The sequence below is a fragment of the Rhizobium sp. 0TCS1.26 genome (assembly GCF_050455525.1).
Lineage (GTDB): Bacteria > Pseudomonadota > Alphaproteobacteria > Rhizobiales > Rhizobiaceae > Neorhizobium.
Window position 1 is genome coordinate 621,594 of record NZ_JBCIYV010000002.1, and the last position, 20,281, is coordinate 641,874.

Sequence of the window (20,281 nt, forward strand, 5' to 3'; positions counted from 1 at the left end):
AGAGACCTGTAGACGGCTAAAGTTGCCTGACGCCCGACCACGGGTTGGGCCGGGGCGCCGTAGCCTCAGAACTCTTCCCAGTTGTCTTCGCTCGGCTTTGCCGGCTTTGCGCTGCCGCCGAAGGCCTTGGCGAGCGACGAGTGCAGGACGCTGGCGGGCGAGGCAGCCGGACGCGAGGTCGCCGTTGCAACCACGGGTCCGCGGCCGATCGTCGAGCGGGCGACGGACTTGCCGCCAGGCGCGCCTGACGAACTTACCGAGCCTGCCGAATGTGCCGGCCGGGCGACGGATGCGCCACCCACCTGCGGCCGGGCAGCGGTGCCGGGTGCGGCAAACGCACGGGCCGTCGACGCCGAGCGTTCGGCGGTCCGGCCACCCAGCTTGAACTGGCCGAGCAGTTCGTCCAGCGCGCCGGCTTCGCGGGCCAGCGAGTGGCTGGCGGCCGTCTGCTCTTCCACCATGGCGGCGTTCTGCTGGGTATCCTGATCCATCGAGCTGATGGCGCTGTTGATTTCCTGCAGTCCGGTCGACTGCTCGCGCGCCGAAACCACGATCGCCTTGATATTCTCGTTGATCCCGCCGACTTCGGCGACGATCGCCTGCAGCGCCTGGCCAGTTTCGCCAACCAGCGATACGCCGGCATCGACCTGCTGGCTGGAGGTGGTGATCAGGCCCTTGATCTCCTTTGCAGCATTGGCGGAACGCTGCGCCAGTTCGCGGACTTCCTGGGCAACGACGGCAAAGCCCTTGCCCGCATCGCCCGCACGCGCCGCCTCGACGCCGGCGTTCAGCGCCAGGAGGTTGGTCTGGAAGGCGATGTCGTCGATGACCGAGATGATGTTGATGATCTCGTGCGAGGACTTGGAAATACCTTCCATGGCGACGACCGCACGGCGCACGACGTCTCCCGACTTTTCCGCCTCGACGCGGGCGCGCTCGACGCGCAGGCCGACATCCTCCGCACGCTTGGCGGAATCCTTGACCGTCGTCGTCACCTGCTCAACCGCGGCAGCCGTCTGCTCGACGGAGGCTGCCTGACGCTCGGTACGCTTGGCCAGATCGTCGGCAGCGCTGCGGATCTCGGCGGCACCGGCATTGATCGCCGAAGCATTGCTGCCGACCCCCTGCAGCGCCTGCTGCAGCTTTTCCAGCGCAACGTTGAAATCGCCGCGAAGCCGGTCCAGCCGCTCGGTGAAAGGACGCTCCAGACGGTAGGCGACATCGCCGTCGGCGAGCTTCGACAGGCCCTCGGCCAGTGCGTTCATGGCGAAATCGATCTCGGCCGCCTCATGCGCCTTGCGCTGGTCGTTGCTGCGGCGCTCTTCCTCGGTCGAACGACGCATGTCGTCGGTCTCAAGCGACAGGCGCTGTTTCTCGATTGCGGCATCCTTGAAGACCGCGACGGCCTTGGCCATCTGGCCAACCTCGTCGCCACGATCCAAAGCAGGCACATCGATCGCATGATTGCCGGCGGCAAGCGCCGACATGGCGCGCGTCATGCCGATGATGGGCGTGACGATTGCCCGCGACAGGAGCCAGATCAGCGCCACGGCGATGATGCCGGCAACCGCGCCACCGATCAGCAGCGTCCAGAGGACGGCCGTGTGTGCCTGCGCCTGCTCGTCGACCTTTGCGGCGGTGAGCGTGGCGATCTGGCCCTTCAGGGTCTGCGAGGCGGCGCGGAATTCGTCCAGCTGCTGGAACCGGTCGCCGGCCTGCTTGACCAGCGTGTCGATGTCGCTGCCGGAGACCAGCTTGCGCTGCTCGACCAGCGGAGCAACTGCCTGCGCCTGGAAGGCATCGGCCGCGCGGCGCATTTCGGCAAGCGTTGCGCTGATCGCCGTTTCGCCCCGTGCGGCGCGACTTGCCCGCTCCAGCGCCGAAACGGTGCCGTCGCGCTCCGCCGTGATCAGGTTCAGCATGTCGTTGCTGCCAGACAGCAGATATCCGCGCAGGTGAAGCGCCTGTTCCAGCTGCAGTTCCATGGCTTCGGATGCAGCGTCGGCGATCGTTTGCGCCTCGACGAGGCCGCGCGATGCATCGGCCGACTTGAGGCCCTGCCAATAGACATCGGCTGACGCCAGCAGGCACACGGACATCAGCGCCAGAAACGTGCCGATCAATTTCTTGTTCAGGGAAAGGTTCTTCAATGTCATGGGGCACCGGTCAAAAATGCGGTCGTTAAGGTGCCCGTAGAGAATGCGATGGACCTTAAGATAACGTTGAATGTGCATGCTTATTCGCAGCCATAGAGGATCACTTTTGCATTAAAATGCTGTGTGACGACGGGCGCTCGTCAGCAGGCTTGATCTTCGTCAATTCCGCAGACATCGGCGATGCCTTTCCCGCGGACAGCCGGCCAATCGCCGCCCCGATGCGGAATCCGCTTGCCTGATCGATGCCGGAACGGCATTGACGGCATATGACGTCTCATTCTCCCCAAAGACTGGACCAGTTGCTGGTCAACCGCGGCCTTTTTGCTAGCCGGTCGCGCGCCCGCGATGCCGTTCTGCGCGGCACCGTCAAGGTAAACGGCCAGACGCTGCTCAAGCCGAGCCTCGTGGTACCGCCGAACTCCGTCTTCACCATCGACGATCCGGCCCAGGACTACGTATCGCGCGCGGCGCTGAAGCTGGTCGCGGCGCTCGATCATTTCGGCCTCGATCCCGCCGGCCTCAGCTGCCTCGACATCGGCGCCTCGACCGGCGGCTTCACCGAGGTGCTGCTGAAGCGCCAGGCAGCCCATGTTGTGGCGATCGACGTCGGCCATGGCCAGATTCACGACCGGATTGCCGGCAGCCCACGGGTGCTGAGCCTGGAAGGCCTTAATGCCCGCGCCCTGACGCGCGACGACATCGGCGACGATGACATCGGCATGGTGGTGTCCGACGTGTCGTTCATTTCGCTCAAGCTGGCACTGCCGCCGGCACTCGACATGGCCGAGCCGGGCGCCACCTGCGTGCTGCTGGTCAAGCCGCAGTTCGAGGCTGGCCGCGATTTCGTCAGCAAGGCCGGGCTGCTGAAGGATCCGGACACCGCGCCGGCGGTTGCCGCCGAGCTGGAACGCTGGCTGGTCGAAGACATGGGCTGGGAAAGTCTCGGAATGATCGCCTCGCCGATCGCCGGCGGTGACGGCAACCAGGAATACCTGCTCGCCGGCCGCAAGCCTCTCGATCCCTCCGACGGACAGGCGCAATGAGCACGCAGACCGTGACGATCGCAAGCCTCGGCGCCCGCGGCGACGGGGTCGCGCATGATGCCGACGGACCGGTGTTCGTGCCCTACGCGCTGCCCGGCGAAACGGTTGCCATCGCCCGGGTGAAGAACGAAGGAACGATCATGTCCTTCGCCAGCACCTCGCCGGATCGGGTCCAGCCGCCGTGCCGGCATTTCGGCCCGGACGGTGATGGCGGTGCCTGCGGCGGCTGCACGCTGCAGCACCTGGCCAAGTCCCCTTACAATGCCTTCAAGCGACAGGCGCTGATCAACGCGCTGAAATCGCAGGCCCTGGCCTTGCCGGCCGAAGACGCGGTGGATGACACCATCGAGGCGCATCCCGGACAGCGGCGCCGCATCGTGCTGACCGTGCGCCGTCGCGACGGAGATCTGGTGATCGGCTTCAACCAGGCCGAAACGCACTATGTGGTGCCGACCGTCGAATGTCCCATCACGTCCGCCGGGATCGTCTCCCGACTGGACGCTCTGAAGATGATCGCCCGCGCCAGCGGCTGCGACGTCTTTCGCATGGTGGTCACCGAGACCCTCACCGGGCTCGATGTCTCGCTGGAGGGCGTGCAGGGCGGACTTGGCGAGCGGGCACGCCGCAACGTCACCGACACCGTCATCAGGCTGCGCGGTATTGCCCGGGTGTCGATCAACGGCGAAATTCTGATCGAGCCGGAAAAGCCTATGCTCGATTTCGGCGGCGCCCGCGTCGTCATCCCGCCCGGCGCCTTCACCCAGGCGACACGCGAGGCCGAAGAGGCCATGGCGGCGCTGGCGATCTCGCATATCGGCAAGGCGAAGCGTGTCGCCGACCTGTTTTCCGGCATCGGCACCTTTGCGCTGAGGATCGGCCGCTCGGCCGCCGTTCACGCACTGGAATCCGATGAGAAGGCGGTAAAGGCGCTGGATCAGGCGGCGCGCACCGCCAAGGGTCTGAAACCGGTGACGGTGGAGCGGCGCGACCTGTTCCGCCGGCCGATGACGCCGCAGGACCTGAAGCCGTTCGATGCCGTCATCTTCGATCCGCCGCGTGCCGGCGCCGAAGCGCAGTGTCGCGAGCTGGCAAAATCGTCGGTGAAGCGGATCGTCGCCGTCAGCTGCAATCCGCTGACGCTGGCCCGTGACCTCGCGATCCTGACGGCCGGCGGCTACCGCATTACCCGGGTCGCGCCTGTCGACCAGTTTCTCTGGTCGTCGCATGTGGAAGCCGTGGTGCTGCTGGAGAAGTAGGTCTACCGGCCAAGCTGCAGGGTGCCGCTTCCGGTGACGTTGTCGCAGCGGCAGCGACCGCCGACCCGGCCTTCGCTCGCCCTGCAGACTGAGGGGGTGCTGCGGTCGGCGCTGCGCGGGGCTGGCACGACGCAGACGTAGCGCTGGCGCTGGCGGTCGTCATTACCGCTGTAGACGCGGGTGTTGGGCCCGGACGTCTGCGCCAGGGTGGCCGTGGGGGCAAGCAGCAGCAGCGCGAGTGTCGCGAACAACCTGACCATGGTTCTGTCCTTTCGGAAGTGGGATGTCGTCGCCGCCATCCTTGGCGCCGAGCCATTAACGCGCGGTGAACCGGCTGGCGGCGCTACCGCTTGAGGAAGGCTTCGAAGGCGGCGCGCGCCTCGGCGCTCTTCAGCTGGGCGGAAAAATGCACCATTTCGGCATCGATGCGCGACAGCACCTCGCCGGTATTACCGCGTACGAGATTGCGGGCGATCTTCATCGCGCCGGCAGGTTTTGCGGCAAGCCGGCCAGCCAGCGCCAGCGTCTCGGTTTCCACCTCGGCGGGCGTCACGACCTTCCAGATCAGGCCGGCACCGCGGGCCTCGTCGGCGGAAAATCCCTCGCCCGCAGCCAGCAAGGCAAACGCCCGCTGATGGCCGGCGATGCGCGGCACGAGAAGACTGGAGGCGGCTTCCGGCACCAGCGCCAGATCGACGAAGGGCGTCTTGAACAGGCTTCTATCGGAGGCGATGGTCAGGTCGCAGTGCAGATGGAGCGTCGTGCCGATGCCGATCGCCAACCCGTCGACGCCGGAGACGAGAGGCTTGCCGCAGGTAGCCAGCGCCTTCAGGAAATCCACCGCGGCCGGCGGCTCATTGCTGCCGGACATCGCATAAGCGAGAAAATCGGCCATGTCATTGCCGGCCGAAAAGCAGCCGTCGCTGCCGAGAAAGACAATTGCTCTCACGGCATCGTCGTTTTCGGCATCCTCAAGGGCTGCCGTCATGCGGCGATACATGTCGGCGGTGATGGCGTTCTTCTTCTCCGGCCGGTTGAGGCGGATCAACAGGACGCCCGGATGGGCCTCGGGGCGTTCGATGAGGATGTGGTCGGTCATCTCTTCCTCTCCTCAGGCAAACAATACGCGCGCGGCCGCCAGGCTTTCGGCACCGTTGACGACCCGATCCTTCAGCGCCGCAGTCTCGGCGATGAGGTTTTCGGCGGCAAACCGGCAGAGCAGCAGGCGCTGGTCGCGGCCGGCTTCACCGGTCACCAGAGCGCCCTTGGCGAGATAGACGCCGGTGAGCGCCAGCCCGAAAAGCCGCTGGTAGGGCGTCGCACCCGAAAGCGCAGCAGCGACATTGCCGTCCGCCAGCCGCGCCAGCAGCCATTCGGTTGCCTCTTCGAGATCGGCAAGGCTTGCCGTCAGCCGCTCCGCGGTGGTGCCGAAGCCGACATCATTGGCGGAACGAACCTGTTCGGCGATGTCTTTCAGGTCTGCGATGAGGCCGCGCACCTGGTTGCCGTCCGACAGCGGCAGCTTGCGGGTGACGAGATCGGCGGCCTGGATGCCGTTGGTGCCCTCGTAGATCGGCGCGATGCGGGCATCCCGCCACAGGCGGGCGGCACCGGTCTCCTCGATGAAGCCCATGCCGCCATGCACCTGGATGCCGAGCGAGGCGACATCGACGCCGGCATCGGTGGCAAAGCTCTTGGCGATCGGCGTCAGGAGGGCGGCGCGCTCCGCCCACTGCCTTGCCTCGTCGCCTTCGGAATGGTGGCCCATGTCGGTTGCGTGGGCGCAGGTATAGCAAATGGCGCGGGCGCCTTGCGTCAGCGCCTTCATGGTCAGCAGCATGCGGGCGACGTCCGGATGCTCGATGATCGGGCTCATGCCCCCCTTGTCGCCCGAACCGGACCAGCCGGGCGCCTTGCCCTGGGTGCGCTCGCGGGCATAGGCGATCGCCTTCTGGGTCGCCGCCTCGCAGATCGCCACGCCCTGCATGCCGACGGCGAGGCGCGCATTGTTCATCATCGTGAACATGCAGGCGAGGCCGCGGTTCTCCTCGCCGATCAGGTAGCCGAAGGCGCCTGCCTCCTCGCCGAACCGCCCGTCGCCATAGATCATCGTGCAGGTCGGCGAGCCATGGATGCCGAGCTTGTGTTCCAGCGAATGGCAGTGAAGATCGTTGCGGGCGCCCGGCGCTCCGTCGGCGTCCAGCAGAAATTTCGGCACCAGGAACAGCGAGATGCCGCGCGTTCCGGCCGGCGCATCCGGCAGCCGCGCCAGCACCAGATGGATGATGTTGTCGGTGATCTCGTGATCGCCCCAGGTGATGTAGATCTTCTGACCGAAAATCCGGTAACTGCCGTCGTCGCGGCGCTCGGCGCGGGTTTTCATCACGCCGAGATCCGAGCCCGCATGCGGCTCGGTCAGGTTCATCGTGCCCGTCCACTCGCCGGAGATCATCTTCGGCAGATAAGCGGCCTTCAGCGCGTCGGCTCCATGCACCGTCAGCGCCTCGACAGCCCCCATGGTCAGCGTCGGACCGAGCGCAAAAGCCATCGATCCCGAATTCCACATCTCCAGAGCCGCGACGTTGAGCATGTGCGGCAGACCCTGGCCGCCGAAATCCGGATGTGCGGCAAGACTGTTCCAGCCGCCCTCTGCCCAGTGGCGGTAGAGCGCGTCCCAGCCATCCGGGACGACGACCTTGCCATCGACCAGCCGCGCGCCCTGCGTGTCGCCGACGGCTCCCAGCGGCGCGACCTCTTCGGAGGCGAAGCGACCGGCCTCCGAAAGAATGGCATCCACGAGATCGTCCGAAAGATCACCGAGCCTGCCGTCGTCCAGGGCCTTTGCGAGACCTGCGACATGCTTCAAGGTGAACGCAATATCCTCAACCGGTGCCCTGTACATCGCATGCTCCTCCGCAGTCACAGGCAGTGGCCGCGCACTCCCCTTCCCCGGATGCGCGTGGCCGACTAGTGCTGTCCGGGCTAATTGATTTTTACGTAAACGTCAACGTTCGCGCCACCGCACGCTCCGTCGCCGTCTGCCTCAGCAGGACGGTTTGGTTGGGGATGCAAGACGGCTGACACGCTTCTGCCGGCGCACGTCACATGCCTGTCATCGCTGCCGCGGTAACCGTCAGGGCCCTACCTCAATCAAAAGGATGGAGACCAAGATGAGCCAGAACGAGATAAGCAAGACGGACGAGACCGGGATCGACAAGAGCCAGCTTTCCTGGGACGCATGGGATGAACTGCAGACCCCGCCGCCTGCCGAAACCGAGTTCGATCGCGTCGTCGCGCGCGCCGTGTCGCGCCGCGGCTTTCTCGGCAGCATGGTGGCCTTCGGATCGGCTGCGGCCGCGCTCGGAACGCTCGGCAACCTGATGAGCTCCACCTCCGCCGAAGCCCAGCAGGCTGCCTCGCGCATCCCGTTCAAGCCGGTGCCGATCTCCACCGACCATACGATCCACGTGCCGGAAGGCTATGGCTGGAAGCCGCTTGCCAAATGGGGCCAGCCGCTGTTTTCCAACGTCTCCGACCTCGATCCGGCGAACGGCGTCAGCCTTGAGAATTCCGACAAGGTGTTCGGCGAGAACACCGACGGCATGGAACTGTTCGTCATCGGCGATCATCAGGTGATCGCCATCAACCACGAATACGTAAACCCTGACATCAACCTTCCGCATCGCGAAAAGGGCAACCCGCAGAACATCGATGAAGTGCGCATCCTGCAGAACATGCAGGGCGTTACGGTGATGGAAGTCGCCGAAGGTGCAGATGGCTGGCAGATCGTGCTCGACAGCCCGTTCAACCGCCGCATCCACCACAACACGCCGATGAAAATCACCGGCCCGGCTGCCGGCTCCGACCTCATCAAGACCGCCGCGGATCCCAACGGCACCGACTGTCTCGGGACGTTCAACAACTGCGGTGCCGGCCGCACGCCGTGGGGCACCTACCTCACCTGCGAAGAGAACTTCAACGGCTACTTCGGCACCACCGACGCCGCCTTCAAGATGCCGGACGACTACAAGCGCTACGGCATCGCCGCCGAGACCCGCTACGCCTACGAGAAGTTTGACGAGCGCTTCGACGTGGCGAAGAACCCGAATGAACCGCGTCGCGCCGGCTATGTCGTCGAGATCGATCCCTCCGACGCCAAGTCCGTTCCGGTGAAGCGCAGCGCGCTTGGCCGCATCAAGCACGAAAACGCGGCCGTCGTGGTGGCGCGTGACGGCCGGGTGGTCGTCTACATGGGCGACGACGAGCGCGGCGAGTTCCTTTACAAGTTCGTCTCGAACGGCATCTACGTTCCGGGCGGCGAGACCTCTGGCCTGCTCGACGACGGCACCCTCTACGTCGCGAAATTCTCCGACGAAGGCACCGGCGAATGGCTGGCGCTGACGCCCGAGACGACCGGCATGAAGATGGACGAAATCTGCGTCTTCACCCGCCAGGCGGCCTCCAAGGTCGGCGCGACGACGATGGACCGTCCGGAATGGGTGGCGATCAACCCGGTTGCCATCGAAGCCTACTGCGCGCTCACCAACAACAGCTATCGCGGCGTCTCCAAGGACGGCAAGCCGCGCACCAATGCCGGCGGCGAAGTCCTGGCACTGAACGCCGCCAACCCGCGCGAGAAGAACGAGTACGGCCAGATCGTCCGCTGGTATCCGGAGAATGCCGACCACGCCGACAGCAAGTTCAAGTGGGACCTGTTCGTCATGGCCGGCAATCCGACCGTCCACAAGGACAGCTATGCGGGTTCGAGCAACATCAACGAAGGCAACATGTTCAATTCGCCGGACGGGATGATGTTCGACTCGACCGGCCTGTTGTGGATCCAGACGGATGGCGAGGAAACCAACGAGGGCAACTTCGCCGGCCAGGGCAACAACCAGATGCTCGCAGGCGATCCGGCAACCGGCCGCATCGAGCGTTTCCTGACTGCACCGAAGGGTGCCGAAGTCACCGGCCAGACATGGTCGGCCGACAAGCGCACCCACTTCGTCGGCATCCAGCACCCCGACGCACCGTTCCCGGACGGCGAAGGCAAGCTGCCGCGTTCGACGGTCATTGCGGTCAAGCGCAACGACAACGCAATGATCGGCTGATCCTGCTGATTAACGAGGGTCGCGTCGGCGAGACCGGTGCGACCCTCGACCGCTTTCAGCGGCCGCTTTTCTAAGGAATACCTTTTCATGCTGCCCATCGTGCAGTCCGTGCCGGGCCTCGTGTGGGCCTACCGCTTCCATACCGAGGATGGCGCCTGCCAGCGATTTCCGCCCGATATCGGCCGGGACGACCTGCTGAAGGCTGGCGGCGACTTTCTGTGGCTCCACCTGAACCTTGCCGACCAGCGGCTGGCGACCTTTCTCGACACGTTCCCGGCGCTGCCTCCGGCAGTCGTTGCCGCGCTCACCACCCACGAGACGCATGCCTCGATCACCCTTGACGACGGCATGATCTACGGGACGCTTGTGGATTTCCAGCGCGAGTTCGACGCCGGGACCCGCGACATCGGCTGGCTGCACTTTGCCGTCTGCCAGGGGCTGATCGTCACCACCCGGCTGCAGCCGCTGCGCTCGATCGACCGCGTGCGCGCCTCCGTCGAGAAGAACCCCGCCCGCTACCGGGTGCCGATCGACATCTTCGAGACCATCGTCGCCGAATTCCAGCGGACGATGATCACGCTGGTTCTCGAACTCACCGAGGAACTCAACCAGATCGAGGACAGCGTCTACGACAACACTTCGCGCGACGAGCGGCGGCGGCTGGCGCCCGTCAGGCGCACCGTCGTGCGGCTTCACCGGCACCTGCGCACCGTGCTGGCACTCATGCGGCGAGCCGGCGCATCCGACGAGGATGACATGCCGCCGGGGTTCGACGATGTCGCCGGGCGTCTGACAAGCAGGCTCGAGGCGGTGGACCATGACGTTTATGCGCTTCAGGAGCGTGCCCGCCTGCTGCACGAGGAAATCGATTCCAAGCTGAGCTCGGAGACCAACCGCCACCTCTACATCCTGTCGCTGATGACGGCGTTTCTTCTGCCTCCGTCGCTGGTCACCGGCTTCTTCGGCATGAACACGTCCGGCCTGCCGCTCGCCGGCGGCGGCCACGGGACCTTCTTCGCCTTCGGCTTCATCGGCCTGTCGATCCTCGGCGCCTGGTGGCTGCTGCGGCGCGCCGGCATTCTTTGAAGCGGCGGGCGGCGGAACAAAAAAGCCGCCCGGCGGAACCGGGCGGCTGGTCGAATGAGCTCCGTTCAGGATCTCAATAGTAAGGCGATACGCAGGTCTGGCGCGGACCGCTGTACGGCTGGAAGGTGTTCGAGTAGCTGTCGTACGAACGATAGCGGCCAGCGCAATATTCGTAGTGGCGCGGGTTGATGCCCGAGCGGGCCGGAGCCGGTTCGACATAACGCGGCTGGGCGGCGATCGCACCGCCGATCAGCGCGCCGGCGCCGAAGGCTGCGAGCGGGAACCAGTAGCCGTTGTGGCGACGATAGCCCGGACGGTAATCCCGATAGCCGCGATGACCGCCGTAATAGCCGCCCCGACGATATCCGTCACCGCGCCAGTGGCCGCCACGCGGTCCATCGCGCCAGTACTGTACCTGCACGACGTCCTTTTCCACCTGCGGTGCGGCAGCGATGGGCATCGCCGCCTGCGACGGCAGGATGGAGGCCGCCAGCATCGCGGCTGACAGGCCAATGATCGAAAGCCTGTTGAACAGCTTGGTCATGATCGATCTCCAAATCCTGATTTCGTGGATCATCCGGCGCCCGGGACGGCTTGTCTCGCCACGAGGCCGGCAATGGGAAGACGCTAGGGCTTTTCACCTGAACCGCCGATTAATGGCCTGTTCATCCTGCCAGAACCGGCTTCACGTTGAAGTGAAACGCCCGGATCTTCGCGAGATCCGGACGCCCAGGTTCAAATCGGTCTGGCTCAGTACGGCGAATTGCAGATGCGACGCTCGCCACGGCTGTTGGCCACGTAGGTGTTGTCCGAAGCGCGGTACGTCTTGTAGCGCTGTTCACACCAGGACACATGCGAATTGCCGTAGGATGCACGCGGAGCCGAAGACACCGCACCGCCGATCAAGGCGCCGGCACCGAAGGCTGCCAGCGGGAACCAGAAGCCGTTGTGGTAGCGATAGCCCGAGCGGCGCTCACGGTAGCCACGGTGGCCATTATAGTAGCCATCGCGGGCGAAGTGACGGTTGTTCCAGCGGCGGTCGCCGCGATCCCAGCGATCACCACCACCAATGCGGCCGCGAACCCACGGAAGGCGCTGCTGGTCGCCACGCTCCTGGCTGAACTGCACGTCGGTTACCGGCGCGCGGTCTGCGGCCTGCGGCACGGAAGCGAACGGCATGGCCTGCGCCGGGGCGAGACCGGTCAGCGTCACGGCAAGCGCCGTGGCCATCGCGGCCAAGTTCTTCCTGATCATACCCATGGTGTTTCCTCATTTTGCTTGTTTGGTCTTTAAACGCAAAAATGCAGGCATAGGTTCCAAGGCACGCAGTGCGGCCCGCGGCGGCGGACGGTCCGAAGCGGACAATCGAGGTGCTGGCTTTCGCCTAAACCTCGATTTCGATGTCGCCTTTCGGACGCGAACAGCAGGCGAGGATGTAGCCCTCCTCGATCTCCTCGTCGAGGATGCCGCCGCTATGGTTCATGTCGACGGATCCAGACAGCAGCATGACGCGGCAGGTGCCGCAGAGGCCCGATTCGCAGGCGGCGCCGATGCGCACGCCATTGGCCCGGGCGGTCATCAGGATCGTCTCACCAGGCTTGCTGGCCACCTGCTTGCCGGCCAGCGCAAAGGATACCATTGCCGGGGTCTCGCCATCGGCCAGCGCCGTCGCCTCGTCCGCGACCGTCGCCAGCACCGGCTGGAAGCTTTCCTGGTGATAGCGGCGCATGTCGAAGCCGGCGCCTTCAAGAGCCGAGCGGACGGCAGCCATGAACGGCTCGGGTCCGCAACAGAAGATCGTCCGGTCGAGGAAGTCCGGCGACAGAAGCGAGATCTTGGCCCGGTCGATCATGCCCCGCAGTCCAGACCAGGGCTCGGCCTTGCCGCAATGCTCGACGATGAAGCCGAGATTGAGGTGCGGCATCAGCCGCGAGAGGTTCTCGAGTTCGTGGCGGAAGATGATTTCCGACGGCGAACGGGCGCAATTGATGAACACGACGTCCGAGCGCGGCGTGCGGTCGCTCATGTCGCGGGTCATCGACATCATCGGCGTGACGCCAGACCCCGCCGAGATGAACAGGTACTTGTCGCCCGGGTGCTTGACGCAGGAGAAGTCGCCCAGCGGCCCGTAGGCGCGGATCTTCACACCCGGCTTGAGGTTGTCGAACATCCAGCGGGTGCCGATGCTGTCCTTCTGCGCCTTGACGGTGACCGCCATGGAATAGGGCCGCGACGGGCTGGAAGACAGGGTATAGGTGCGCATCACCGGCTCGCGGGCGACCGGCAGTTCCAGCGTGACGAACTGGCCCGGCAGGTAGCGGAACCAGACCGGCGCCTCGGCCCTGAAGGTGAAGGTCATCACCTCCGGTGCCTCCACCGTCGCCGACGTACATTCCAGCAGATGCAGCCGGTCGTTCCACGGCTGCATCTGGTCGAGATGCGGATAGCTCACGGCCATGTTCATGTCAGTCACCGTCGGTTCAGGCTACAGCGGAAAGCTTCGCCTGGTCACCCTGCAGGCGGTTGGTCATGAAGGTCGTGTACCAGTCGACGAACTGCATGACGCCGCCTTCGTGATCGGGCGAATAGGGTCCCGGCTCGTAGGCCGGCGATCGGATCCCGAAGGCGTTTTCCTCAACGATCGAGCGGTCCTGGTCGTTGGTCATGTTCCACACATGCGTCAGTTCCTCGAGGTCGTAATCGACGCCCTCGACAGCATCCTTGTGGACCAGCCAGGTGGTGGTGACGGCGGTCTCCTCCGCGCTGATCGGCAGCACGCGGAAGGAGATGGCGTGGTCGCCCAGCATGTGGTTCCAGGTGGTCGGATAGTGGAAGAGCAGCATGGTGCCGATATGGCTGATCGGCACGTCATCAGACAGCGGCCGGCGGACCGCCCGCTTGCCGGACATGGTGTAGCTCTCGGCATCTTCGATCAGCGGCATGCGCGCGACACGGAACTGGCCGGTCTCGTGCATCGAGAAGGCGCTCGGCAGGCCGGCGGCCTCGCATCGCTGCCAGTGCTCGGAGATGAACGGGTCGTCGCCGGCACCCTGCACGCCGGTGGCCGTCGGCGCTTCCGGGTAGGTGCGGCAGAGCTCGGGATGGTTGCTGGCGCAATGGTAGCATTCCCGGTTGTTTTCCCAGACCAGCTTCCAGTTGCCCTTCTCGATGATCGTGTTCTGGTGCGCGACCTTCGCCTCGGACAGCCGATGCGGCGCCATGTAGGGCTCGATCATGGCGCGCACCGGCGCGAAATCCGGTGCCTGTTCGGCTAGGCAGATGAAGATGTAGCCGCCGACCGTCTCGCAATGCACCGTCTTCATGCCGAACTGCGACTTGTCGAAATCCTCGCCCATCTGGCGGGCAAAGACCAGCGACCCGTCGAGGTCGTAGGTCCACTGGTGGTAGGGACAGACGAGCTTTGCGGAGGCGCCGCGCTCGGCGGTGCAGACGCGATGGCCGCGATGCCGGCAGGTATTGTGGAAGGCGCGGATCTGCTTGTCTCGGCCGCGCACGATGACCACCGGGTAGTCGCCGATCTGAACGGTGAAATAGTTGCCGGCGCGGCCGATCTCGCAGTCATGGCCAACGAACAGCCAGTCGCGGTACCAGATGTTCTCCATGTCGATACGGAAGTAGTCCGGGTCGATGTAGAACGGCTGCTCCAGGCTGTAGCCCGGGCGGTGGTTCTTCAACTGCCGCAGCATCGAATTGCGAGTGTCCATCTTCCGTTCCTGTCGACGCGACGCATGGATCATCGGCCGGGCAGACGCCGAAGCGCCGTCCGAGGATGCCTCCATCCTTCAAACTGCATGCTGGCGGGGAGCCCAGCCGTAGCCGGTCTGCCCTTCATCTCGGCCGGTTCTCCCCAGACGGGAGCGGCGCATGAGACTATCTATAACCGAATCTGGGCCGCCCCGCTTAGTATGCAATGCGACATGCGCTTCCGCAAAGACGACACCTGCGACATGCGCCCGTAGCCGTTGCTTGGTTTGCTTTCGCAACTCACCCACATGCCCGTAAAGCAGAGCCCACAACGCATCGGCGAATTTAAGCTTCCCGACATGGACTGACGGGTTGGCAAGCGGTCGTTAAGGATGTCCCCGTAGGATCGGCGCGTTCACGGGAGCCGAAGCGCATTGCAGCAGAGGACAAAGCTCAGATATTTCGAGACGAGGCCGCCTGTCCTGCAGGCGCCCAACCTGAAGCCGACGGCGCATTCGGAGTTCCTGCGCACCGGCCGGATCTCGCGGCGCAGCCAGGACTGGCTGGAAGACGAGCGGCGCTACCTCACCTATGAGGAAGTCGGCGAGCAGACCGAGCGACGATTGTCGGCAGCCGGCGAGAACGCCTATGAGCGCATCAATGCCTTCCATACATCGATCCGCTTCCCGAAGGTGCTGTTCAGCCGGTCGCTCGATGAGCGGCCACATCTCGGCTACTGCCATGTGACGGCAGCGCGCAGCCATATGGGAGCCGGGGAGCCCGTCGCCTGGTCGTTCTACATCTGCAATTTCCTGTCGGACGTCGGCGGCGCCGAGGATTTCTTCCGGCACATCCGCACCCAGTACGGGCGCATGTATTTCGCCGTGGCGATCGAGCCGGAAGAACGCGGCGGCACGCGTATCAGCCGCAGCATTCGCGACAACGGCCTGCTGTTTCGCACCAGCGATCCGATGGAAGCGCTTAAGAACGTGCTGCTGCTCGGCACCAGCGACCAGGATCTGCGCGAGATGATCCGGCAGATCTGACGGGAAAGAATTGCGCTGCGGCCCGGTTTGGCGCTATGCACCGGCACCATGGCAGCGCGCGTCATCGACATTGCGAAGGATGAAGGCCTGGCGGTAAGAACCGCCTGCGAACTCCTGTCCGAAGGGCTTCCGGTGGCGATCCCGACGGAGACCGTCTACGGCCTTGCGGCCGACGCCACGAACCCGGCGGCCGTCGCGCGCATCTACGAGACCAAGGGCCGGCCGCGTTTCAACCCGCTGATCTGCCATGTGGCGGATCTGGAGATGGCGGAACGCTACGGCGTCTTCGATCCATTGACGCGAAAACTCGCCGAAGCCTTCTGGCCGGGACCGCTCACCCTCGTCGTGCCGCTCAAGGCCGGTTGCGGCATCCATCCGCTGGCGACCGCCGGGCTCGACACCGTCGGGCTTCGCGTGCCGCGCGGGTTTGCAGCGGCGGTGATCCGCGCCTTCGACCGGCCGCTTGCAGCGCCGAGCGCCAATACCTCCGGCAGGATCAGCCCGACCTCGGCAAAGCATGTGGCGCAGGATCTCGGCGACAAGCTCTCTCTCATCCTCGACGGCGGCGCATCGCTGGTCGGCGTCGAATCGACCATCCTGCGCGTCGAGGGCGACCGGCTGCGGCTGCTGCGGCCGGGCGGCGTGGCCGCGGAAGACATCGAGCATCTGACCGGTCTCCGGCTTGAGCGGCAGGACGGCCCCGCCCCCGCCATCGAGGCGCCGGGCATGCTTGCCTCCCACTACGCGCCATCGGCTGCGGTGCGGCTCGATGCCACCGATGCCCAGCCGGGCGAAGCGCTTATCCGGTTCGGCGGCCGGCCGACGGCGGGAACCGAGACGGCGGCGGCCGTGTTCGACCTCAGCCCCGGAGGCGACCTGGCCGAAGCGGCAATGAACCTCTTCGATACGCTGAAGCGTGCCGATGCCGTCGGTGCGACACGGATTGCCGTGGCGCCTGTTCCGGACCATGGTCTGGGAGAAGCGATCAACGACCGGCTGGCGCGGGCGGCGGCACCACGGGATAACTAGGAGTTCTGGCATGGACATCAGCGGCCCTTCCCCCGATCTCCTGTCGCGCTTTGCAGCGATCGTCGGCGACGCCCATGCGGTGACCGACGTCGACACGCTGGCACCGCGGCTGACCGAGAACCGCGGCCTCTACCACGGCCACTCCCCGATGCTGCTGAAGCCGGGATCAACCGAGGAAGTGTCGCAGATCCTGAAACTTGCCAGCCAGACGCGGACGGCTGTGGTGCCGCAGACCGGCAATACCGGGCTGGTCGGCGGCCAGACGCCGAGCGAGGACAACACCCAGCTTATCCTGTCGCTGGAGCGGATGAACCGGATCCGCGACGTCGATCCGATCGCCAATGTGCTGGTGGCCGACGGTGGCTGCATCCTTGCCGACGTGCAGGCGGCGGCCGATGCGGTGGGCCGGCTGTTTCCCCTGTCGCTCGGCTCTGAAGGCTCGTGCCGGATCGGCGGCAATCTTTCGACCAATGCCGGCGGTACGGCTGTGCTCGCCTATGGCAACATGCGCCAGCTGTGCCTCGGGCTCGAAGTGGTGCTGCCGACGGGCGAGATCTGGGACGGGCTGCGCCGCCTGAAGAAGGACAATACCGGTTACGACCTGCGCGACCTGTTCATCGGCGCGGAAGGCACGCTCGGCGTCATCACCGGCGCCGTCTTGAAGCTGTTCCCGAAGCCGGTCGGCCACCAGGTGGCGTTCGTCGGCCTTGCTTCACCGGACAAGGCACTGGCGCTGTTCGAGCGCGCCTCCAACCTTTTCGGCCCGGCATTGACCGGCTTCGAGCTGATGCCGCGGATCGGCATCGACTTCACCACCCGCCACATTGCCGGCGTCCGCGATCCGCTTCCTTCGCGCCATGACTGGTACGTGCTCATCGACATCTCGACCACGGATTCGGCTGAAACCGCGCAGACGATGGTGGAAACGCTGCTCGAACAGGGGCTGGAGGCAGGGTTGGTCGAAGACGCGGTGATCGCCTCCTCGGTTGCCCAGCAGAAAGCCATCTGGCACATGCGCGAAAGCATGTCGGACGCCCAGAAGCCGGAGGGTGGGTCGATCAAGCACGACGTGTCGGTGCCGATCTCGAAGATCCCGGCGTTCATGGCGGAGGCGGAAAAGGCCGTGCTGGCGGCCATGCCCGGCGCCCGCGTCTGCGCCTTCGGCCATCTCGGCGACGGCAATATCCATTACAATATTTCCCAGCCGGTCGGCGCCGACAAGGCCGAGTTCATCTCTCGCTGGCGCGAGATCAACGCCATCGTTCATGCGATCGTGCTGAAGGCCGGCGGCTCGATCTCCGCCGAGCACGGCATCGGCCAACTGAAGCGCGACGAACTGGCGCAGATACGCCCGGAGATCGAAATGGACCTGATGCGGCGCATCAAGCATTCCTTCGACCCGGCCGGGATCATGAACCCCGGCAAGGTCATCCGGTCCTAGTAGCCGGGCAGACGCGACGCGTCAGCGGTTCTGGGCGAGCGACGTCAGGAGGTCGGCGCTGATCGATCCGCCACTGCCGGCGCCGGTCAGGATGGAGAGCGCCGAGGTGCTGGCGCTGGAGTTTTCCAGGTCGTACATCACGGTGAACTTGCTGATCATCTTGGATACCATGTCGGAATCCTGGAGATCGGTCAGCGTCATGTACTTCTTGACGAGCTCCGCCTGCTTGTCGACGTCGAGATTGCTGAAGCTGTCGGGCAGCTGGAAGCTGACGCGGAAGAATTCGAGAAGCGCCGTATCACCCAGAATATCGTAGGCGCTGGTGATCGATTTCGACATGCGCTCGAAATACAGCGCCAGCCGGACGCCGTTGTTCTCCTCGCCCTGCTGCTGCTCCAGCGTCTGGCGGTCGTACTTGTTCTGGGTCTCGTAGATCTTGCCGAGCGACTGTGCACCCTGGTCGTTGACGTCAGACAGCTTGCCCTTGGCATCGAAATTGAAGGTCCCGAGGATTTCGCCCCAAACGTCCGCCTGCTGGTTGACGAAGCTCTTCGGGTCGTTGAGGTCGGAGGCGAAGATCTGCTTGAGGAAATCCTTCGACACCCTGGTCGGGTCGACGTCGTAGGCGGTCAGCAGCACATTGACCAAGCGGTCGTCGTTGATGAAATCCGAGGCAGACTGGATGCTCAGCATCTTCTGCGAGTAGTAGCCCGTCTCAACCTTGGCATCGGCACGCGCCTTGTCCCGCGCATCGTCCTCGAGGAAGCGCGCCATCTTCACCGTGTAATCGGAGGCGATGGCGGTGATCGTGCCCTGTGACTGGGCGGTCAGCGGGGTCGTGACGTTGCCGTCCCTGGTGAAGTTGAAGGCCTTGGCCAGCGTCAGGTAGCGGTCGTCCTTCAGGGTGTAGACGAAGCTGTTCGGGTCATCCAGATCGCTCTTCAGCACGCGGCTGATCGTGTAGGAAGAAACCTCGTCCGGATCGATGCCGACGGCCTTGAGGGCGAACTGGTAGACGTCCTGCTTCGTCAGGAACTCATCGACCGAATCGATATCCGAAATGGCCGTGCGGTAGAGGGTCGCCGCCTTCTCGTCGGCGGCGTCCTGCACATCGTTGTAGCGGCTGAAATAGTTGCTGGAGGAGAGTGCCGCCTGCTGCGTGGTCTGGGCGCTGCCGGCTTCGACCGTGCCGTCGGTGCCGAAACTGAAGGCCTTCGCCAGCGCCATGTATTCCGGATGACTGCCGCTGAAGCGATTGACGTAGCTGTTGGGATCGCTGAGGTCGCTCGTCAGGATCTGCTCGACGGTGGAGCGAACCACGGTGATGCCGGTGAGGTTGAAGGCCGTCGTGACGTAGTTGTAGAGCCGCGTATCCGCCGTCAGCTGCTCGACGTTGGTGAGCGTCGCCATCTTGCTCTTGAAGTAATTGTCCTCGCTGACCGCGCTGGCGGTGGAGACGCGATCCTGCCTGCTGAGATAGAGGCTGTTGATTGCCGTCTTCTGGTCGTTCGTCTGGGCGCCGTCGGCGGGCGACCTGCCATCAGACTGAAACTCGAAGGCGTCGGCGATGTCGTAGTACTTCTGGATCGAGCTGAGCTGTGCCTGATAGCCGGCAATCTCGGTGTTGATCCTGTTCTTGTCGGCCTCGGTGGTGGCGGCTGCCAGACGCGTGCGGGCATCGGTGACCTGGGTGTTCAGCGTCTCGCGCTGCGGGCCAAGCGTCTGGTTGATGTAGCTTTGGCTGTCGCCGGTGTCGCTCGACAGTGCCCCGGCCACCAGCGAACGCGAATAGTAGCGCTCGTCGATATCGAAGCTTTTCAGCAGGTAGCCGCGCAGCCGGTCGTTGCCAAGCATCTCGTCGACCGAACCGACCTCCTTCATCATCGCGTTGAAGTAGTTGGTCTCGGTGGTCACGGCGTCGCCTTCGCTGACCATCGTCTGATTGTAGAGATCGACCATGGCATCCACCTGGGTGGAGGACTGGGCGGTCTTTTCGTCCGAGGAGAAGTTGAAGGCGGACGCGAACTCGCGGTAGCGGTCGTCGGTCAGCTTGTTGGCAAAGCTGTTCTCGTCGGTCAGGTCGCTTTCCAACACCTTGCGCATGAACGCCTTGGCATAGGCCATATCGCCCAGGCCGAAGGCCGTCATGGCGTAGGAATAAAGCCGGTAATTGTCCATGAAGTCATCGACCGACGTCACCTTGCCGATGTTCGTCTTGTAGTACTCGGCATCGCGGGCAACGATGTTCTGATTGGAGACGCGTTTGAGGCTCGCCTGCATGTCACGGCTGACAAGATCATAGCTGAGGTAGGTCGATACCATAGCGGGGGAGCCTCTCGTTCACCCAGGCGCGTTCGTTGCGGCGCGCAGCATAGCCCGGACACGCTTAAAGAATTGCTCCTCAATTT

Annotated in this window: 16 protein-coding genes; 7 read left to right on the plus strand and 9 right to left on the minus strand. The window is 64.6% G+C overall.

Features of this window, described 5'->3' with window-relative positions:
- Nucleotides 1-65: 65 nt before the first annotated feature.
- The gene (locus AAIH46_RS10210; RefSeq protein ID WP_430305750.1) at nucleotides 66-2,156 is read right to left on the minus strand and encodes a methyl-accepting chemotaxis protein; all 2,091 of its coding nucleotides are present in this window, start codon (nucleotides 2,154-2,156) and stop codon (nucleotides 66-68) included.
- Nucleotides 2,157-2,422: 266 nt separating this feature from the next.
- Between AAIH46_RS10210 and AAIH46_RS10215 the strand changes: the two genes are divergently transcribed.
- Both AAIH46_RS10215 and AAIH46_RS10220 read left to right on the plus strand, forming a co-directional pair.
- Complete coding sequence (locus tag AAIH46_RS10215; RefSeq protein WP_430305751.1) at nucleotides 2,423-3,199, plus strand: TlyA family RNA methyltransferase; 777 nt, start codon at nucleotides 2,423-2,425, stop codon at nucleotides 3,197-3,199.
- The gene (locus AAIH46_RS10220; protein ID WP_430305752.1) at nucleotides 3,196-4,455 is read left to right on the plus strand and encodes a class I SAM-dependent RNA methyltransferase; all 1,260 of its coding nucleotides are present in this window, start codon (nucleotides 3,196-3,198) and stop codon (nucleotides 4,453-4,455) included. Before AAIH46_RS10215 ends, AAIH46_RS10220 begins: the two co-directional genes overlap by 4 nt.
- A 2-nt stretch (nucleotides 4,456-4,457) precedes the next feature.
- Here AAIH46_RS10220 and AAIH46_RS10225 read toward each other — a convergent pair whose 3' ends face one another.
- The 3 genes from AAIH46_RS10225 to AAIH46_RS10235 all read right to left on the minus strand — a co-directional run bounded on the left by AAIH46_RS10225 (nucleotide 4,458) and on the right by AAIH46_RS10235 (nucleotide 7,357).
- The gene (locus tag AAIH46_RS10225; RefSeq protein ID WP_430305753.1) at nucleotides 4,458-4,715 is read right to left on the minus strand and encodes a hypothetical protein; all 258 of its coding nucleotides are present in this window, start codon (nucleotides 4,713-4,715) and stop codon (nucleotides 4,458-4,460) included.
- 83 nt (nucleotides 4,716-4,798) lie between these two features.
- On the minus strand, nucleotides 4,799-5,554 hold the full coding sequence (locus AAIH46_RS10230) for a crotonase/enoyl-CoA hydratase family protein (RefSeq protein WP_430305754.1): 756 nt from the start codon (nucleotides 5,552-5,554) through the stop codon (nucleotides 4,799-4,801).
- A 12-nt stretch (nucleotides 5,555-5,566) separates the two neighbouring features.
- Nucleotides 5,567-7,357: an acyl-CoA dehydrogenase gene (locus AAIH46_RS10235; protein WP_430305755.1), complete on the minus strand. Its 1,791-nt coding sequence runs from the start codon at nucleotides 7,355-7,357 to the stop codon at nucleotides 5,567-5,569.
- A 268-nt stretch (nucleotides 7,358-7,625) separates the two neighbouring features.
- Between AAIH46_RS10235 and AAIH46_RS10240 the strand changes: the two genes are divergently transcribed.
- Nucleotides 7,626-9,566: a PhoX family protein gene (locus tag AAIH46_RS10240; RefSeq protein WP_430305756.1), complete on the plus strand. Its 1,941-nt coding sequence runs from the start codon at nucleotides 7,626-7,628 to the stop codon at nucleotides 9,564-9,566.
- Between the two features lie 87 nt (nucleotides 9,567-9,653).
- Nucleotides 9,654-10,652, plus strand: coding sequence for a transporter (locus tag AAIH46_RS10245; protein ID WP_430305757.1), 999 nt, complete (start codon nucleotides 9,654-9,656; stop codon nucleotides 10,650-10,652).
- 73 nt (nucleotides 10,653-10,725) lie between these two features.
- Here the strand turns inward: AAIH46_RS10245 and AAIH46_RS10250 are convergent, their stop codons facing one another.
- From AAIH46_RS10250 to AAIH46_RS10265, 4 genes are all read right to left on the minus strand, one after another.
- Nucleotides 10,726-11,196 (minus strand): BA14K family protein, encoded by a 471-nt coding sequence (locus tag AAIH46_RS10250; protein WP_430305758.1) that lies wholly within the window; start codon nucleotides 11,194-11,196, stop codon nucleotides 10,726-10,728.
- Between the two features lie 206 nt (nucleotides 11,197-11,402).
- On the minus strand, nucleotides 11,403-11,906 hold the full coding sequence (locus tag AAIH46_RS10255) for a BA14K family protein (RefSeq protein ID WP_430306534.1): 504 nt from the start codon (nucleotides 11,904-11,906) through the stop codon (nucleotides 11,403-11,405).
- Nucleotides 11,907-12,036: 130 nt separating this feature from the next.
- Entirely contained in the window at nucleotides 12,037-13,116 is a 1,080-nt protein-coding gene (locus AAIH46_RS10260) for a 2Fe-2S iron-sulfur cluster-binding protein (RefSeq protein WP_430305759.1), read from the minus strand.
- A 16-nt stretch (nucleotides 13,117-13,132) separates the two neighbouring features.
- Nucleotides 13,133-14,377: an aromatic ring-hydroxylating oxygenase subunit alpha gene (locus AAIH46_RS10265; protein WP_430305760.1), complete on the minus strand. Its 1,245-nt coding sequence runs from the start codon at nucleotides 14,375-14,377 to the stop codon at nucleotides 13,133-13,135.
- Between the two features lie 414 nt (nucleotides 14,378-14,791).
- Here AAIH46_RS10265 and AAIH46_RS10270 point away from each other — a divergent pair, with 414 nt between their 5' ends.
- The 3 genes from AAIH46_RS10270 to AAIH46_RS10280 are packed head-to-tail and all read left to right on the plus strand — an operon-like array spanning nucleotide 14,792 to nucleotide 17,873.
- The gene (locus AAIH46_RS10270; RefSeq protein WP_430305761.1) at nucleotides 14,792-15,403 is read left to right on the plus strand and encodes a DUF6656 family protein; all 612 of its coding nucleotides are present in this window, start codon (nucleotides 14,792-14,794) and stop codon (nucleotides 15,401-15,403) included.
- Between the two features lie 48 nt (nucleotides 15,404-15,451).
- Nucleotides 15,452-16,432, plus strand: a complete 981-nt coding sequence (locus AAIH46_RS10275) for an L-threonylcarbamoyladenylate synthase (RefSeq protein WP_430305762.1) — start codon at nucleotides 15,452-15,454, stop codon at nucleotides 16,430-16,432.
- 10 nt (nucleotides 16,433-16,442) lie between these two features.
- Nucleotides 16,443-17,873, plus strand: coding sequence for an FAD-binding oxidoreductase (locus AAIH46_RS10280; protein WP_430305763.1), 1,431 nt, complete (start codon nucleotides 16,443-16,445; stop codon nucleotides 17,871-17,873).
- 21 nt (nucleotides 17,874-17,894) lie between these two features.
- Here the strand turns inward: AAIH46_RS10280 and AAIH46_RS10285 are convergent, their stop codons facing one another.
- A complete protein-coding gene (locus AAIH46_RS10285) occupies nucleotides 17,895-20,195 on the minus strand; it encodes a DUF1217 domain-containing protein (protein ID WP_430305764.1) in 2,301 nt (766 codons plus the stop codon).
- Nucleotides 20,196-20,281: the final 86 nt, after the last annotated feature.

What these genes read in the sequence shown, in the direction of transcription:
- AAIH46_RS10240 (WP_430305756.1), top strand. Translation starts at nt 7,626, where the DNA reads ATGAGCCAGAACGAGATAAGCAAGACGGACGAGACCGGGATCGACAAG.
- AAIH46_RS10210 (WP_430305750.1), bottom strand. Translation starts at nt 2,156, where the DNA reads ATGACATTGAAGAACCTTTCCCTGAACAAGAAATTGATCGGCACGTTT.
- AAIH46_RS10245 (WP_430305757.1), top strand. Translation starts at nt 9,654, where the DNA reads ATGCTGCCCATCGTGCAGTCCGTGCCGGGCCTCGTGTGGGCCTACCGC.
- AAIH46_RS10285 (WP_430305764.1), bottom strand. Translation starts at nt 20,195, where the DNA reads ATGGTATCGACCTACCTCAGCTATGATCTTGTCAGCCGTGACATGCAG.
- AAIH46_RS10275 (WP_430305762.1), top strand. Translation starts at nt 15,452, where the DNA reads ATGGCAGCGCGCGTCATCGACATTGCGAAGGATGAAGGCCTGGCGGTA.
- AAIH46_RS10230 (WP_430305754.1), bottom strand. Translation starts at nt 5,554, where the DNA reads ATGACCGACCACATCCTCATCGAACGCCCCGAGGCCCATCCGGGCGTC.
- AAIH46_RS10255 (WP_430306534.1), bottom strand. Translation starts at nt 11,906, where the DNA reads ATGATCAGGAAGAACTTGGCCGCGATGGCCACGGCGCTTGCCGTGACG.
- AAIH46_RS10280 (WP_430305763.1), top strand. Translation starts at nt 16,443, where the DNA reads ATGGACATCAGCGGCCCTTCCCCCGATCTCCTGTCGCGCTTTGCAGCG.
- AAIH46_RS10260 (WP_430305759.1), bottom strand. Translation starts at nt 13,116, where the DNA reads ATGAACATGGCCGTGAGCTATCCGCATCTCGACCAGATGCAGCCGTGG.
- AAIH46_RS10235 (WP_430305755.1), bottom strand. Translation starts at nt 7,357, where the DNA reads ATGTACAGGGCACCGGTTGAGGATATTGCGTTCACCTTGAAGCATGTC.
- AAIH46_RS10220 (WP_430305752.1), top strand. Translation starts at nt 3,196, where the DNA reads ATGAGCACGCAGACCGTGACGATCGCAAGCCTCGGCGCCCGCGGCGAC.
- AAIH46_RS10265 (WP_430305760.1), bottom strand. Translation starts at nt 14,377, where the DNA reads ATGGACACTCGCAATTCGATGCTGCGGCAGTTGAAGAACCACCGCCCG.
- AAIH46_RS10250 (WP_430305758.1), bottom strand. Translation starts at nt 11,196, where the DNA reads ATGACCAAGCTGTTCAACAGGCTTTCGATCATTGGCCTGTCAGCCGCG.
- AAIH46_RS10225 (WP_430305753.1), bottom strand. Translation starts at nt 4,715, where the DNA reads ATGGTCAGGTTGTTCGCGACACTCGCGCTGCTGCTGCTTGCCCCCACG.
- AAIH46_RS10215 (WP_430305751.1), top strand. Translation starts at nt 2,423, where the DNA reads ATGACGTCTCATTCTCCCCAAAGACTGGACCAGTTGCTGGTCAACCGC.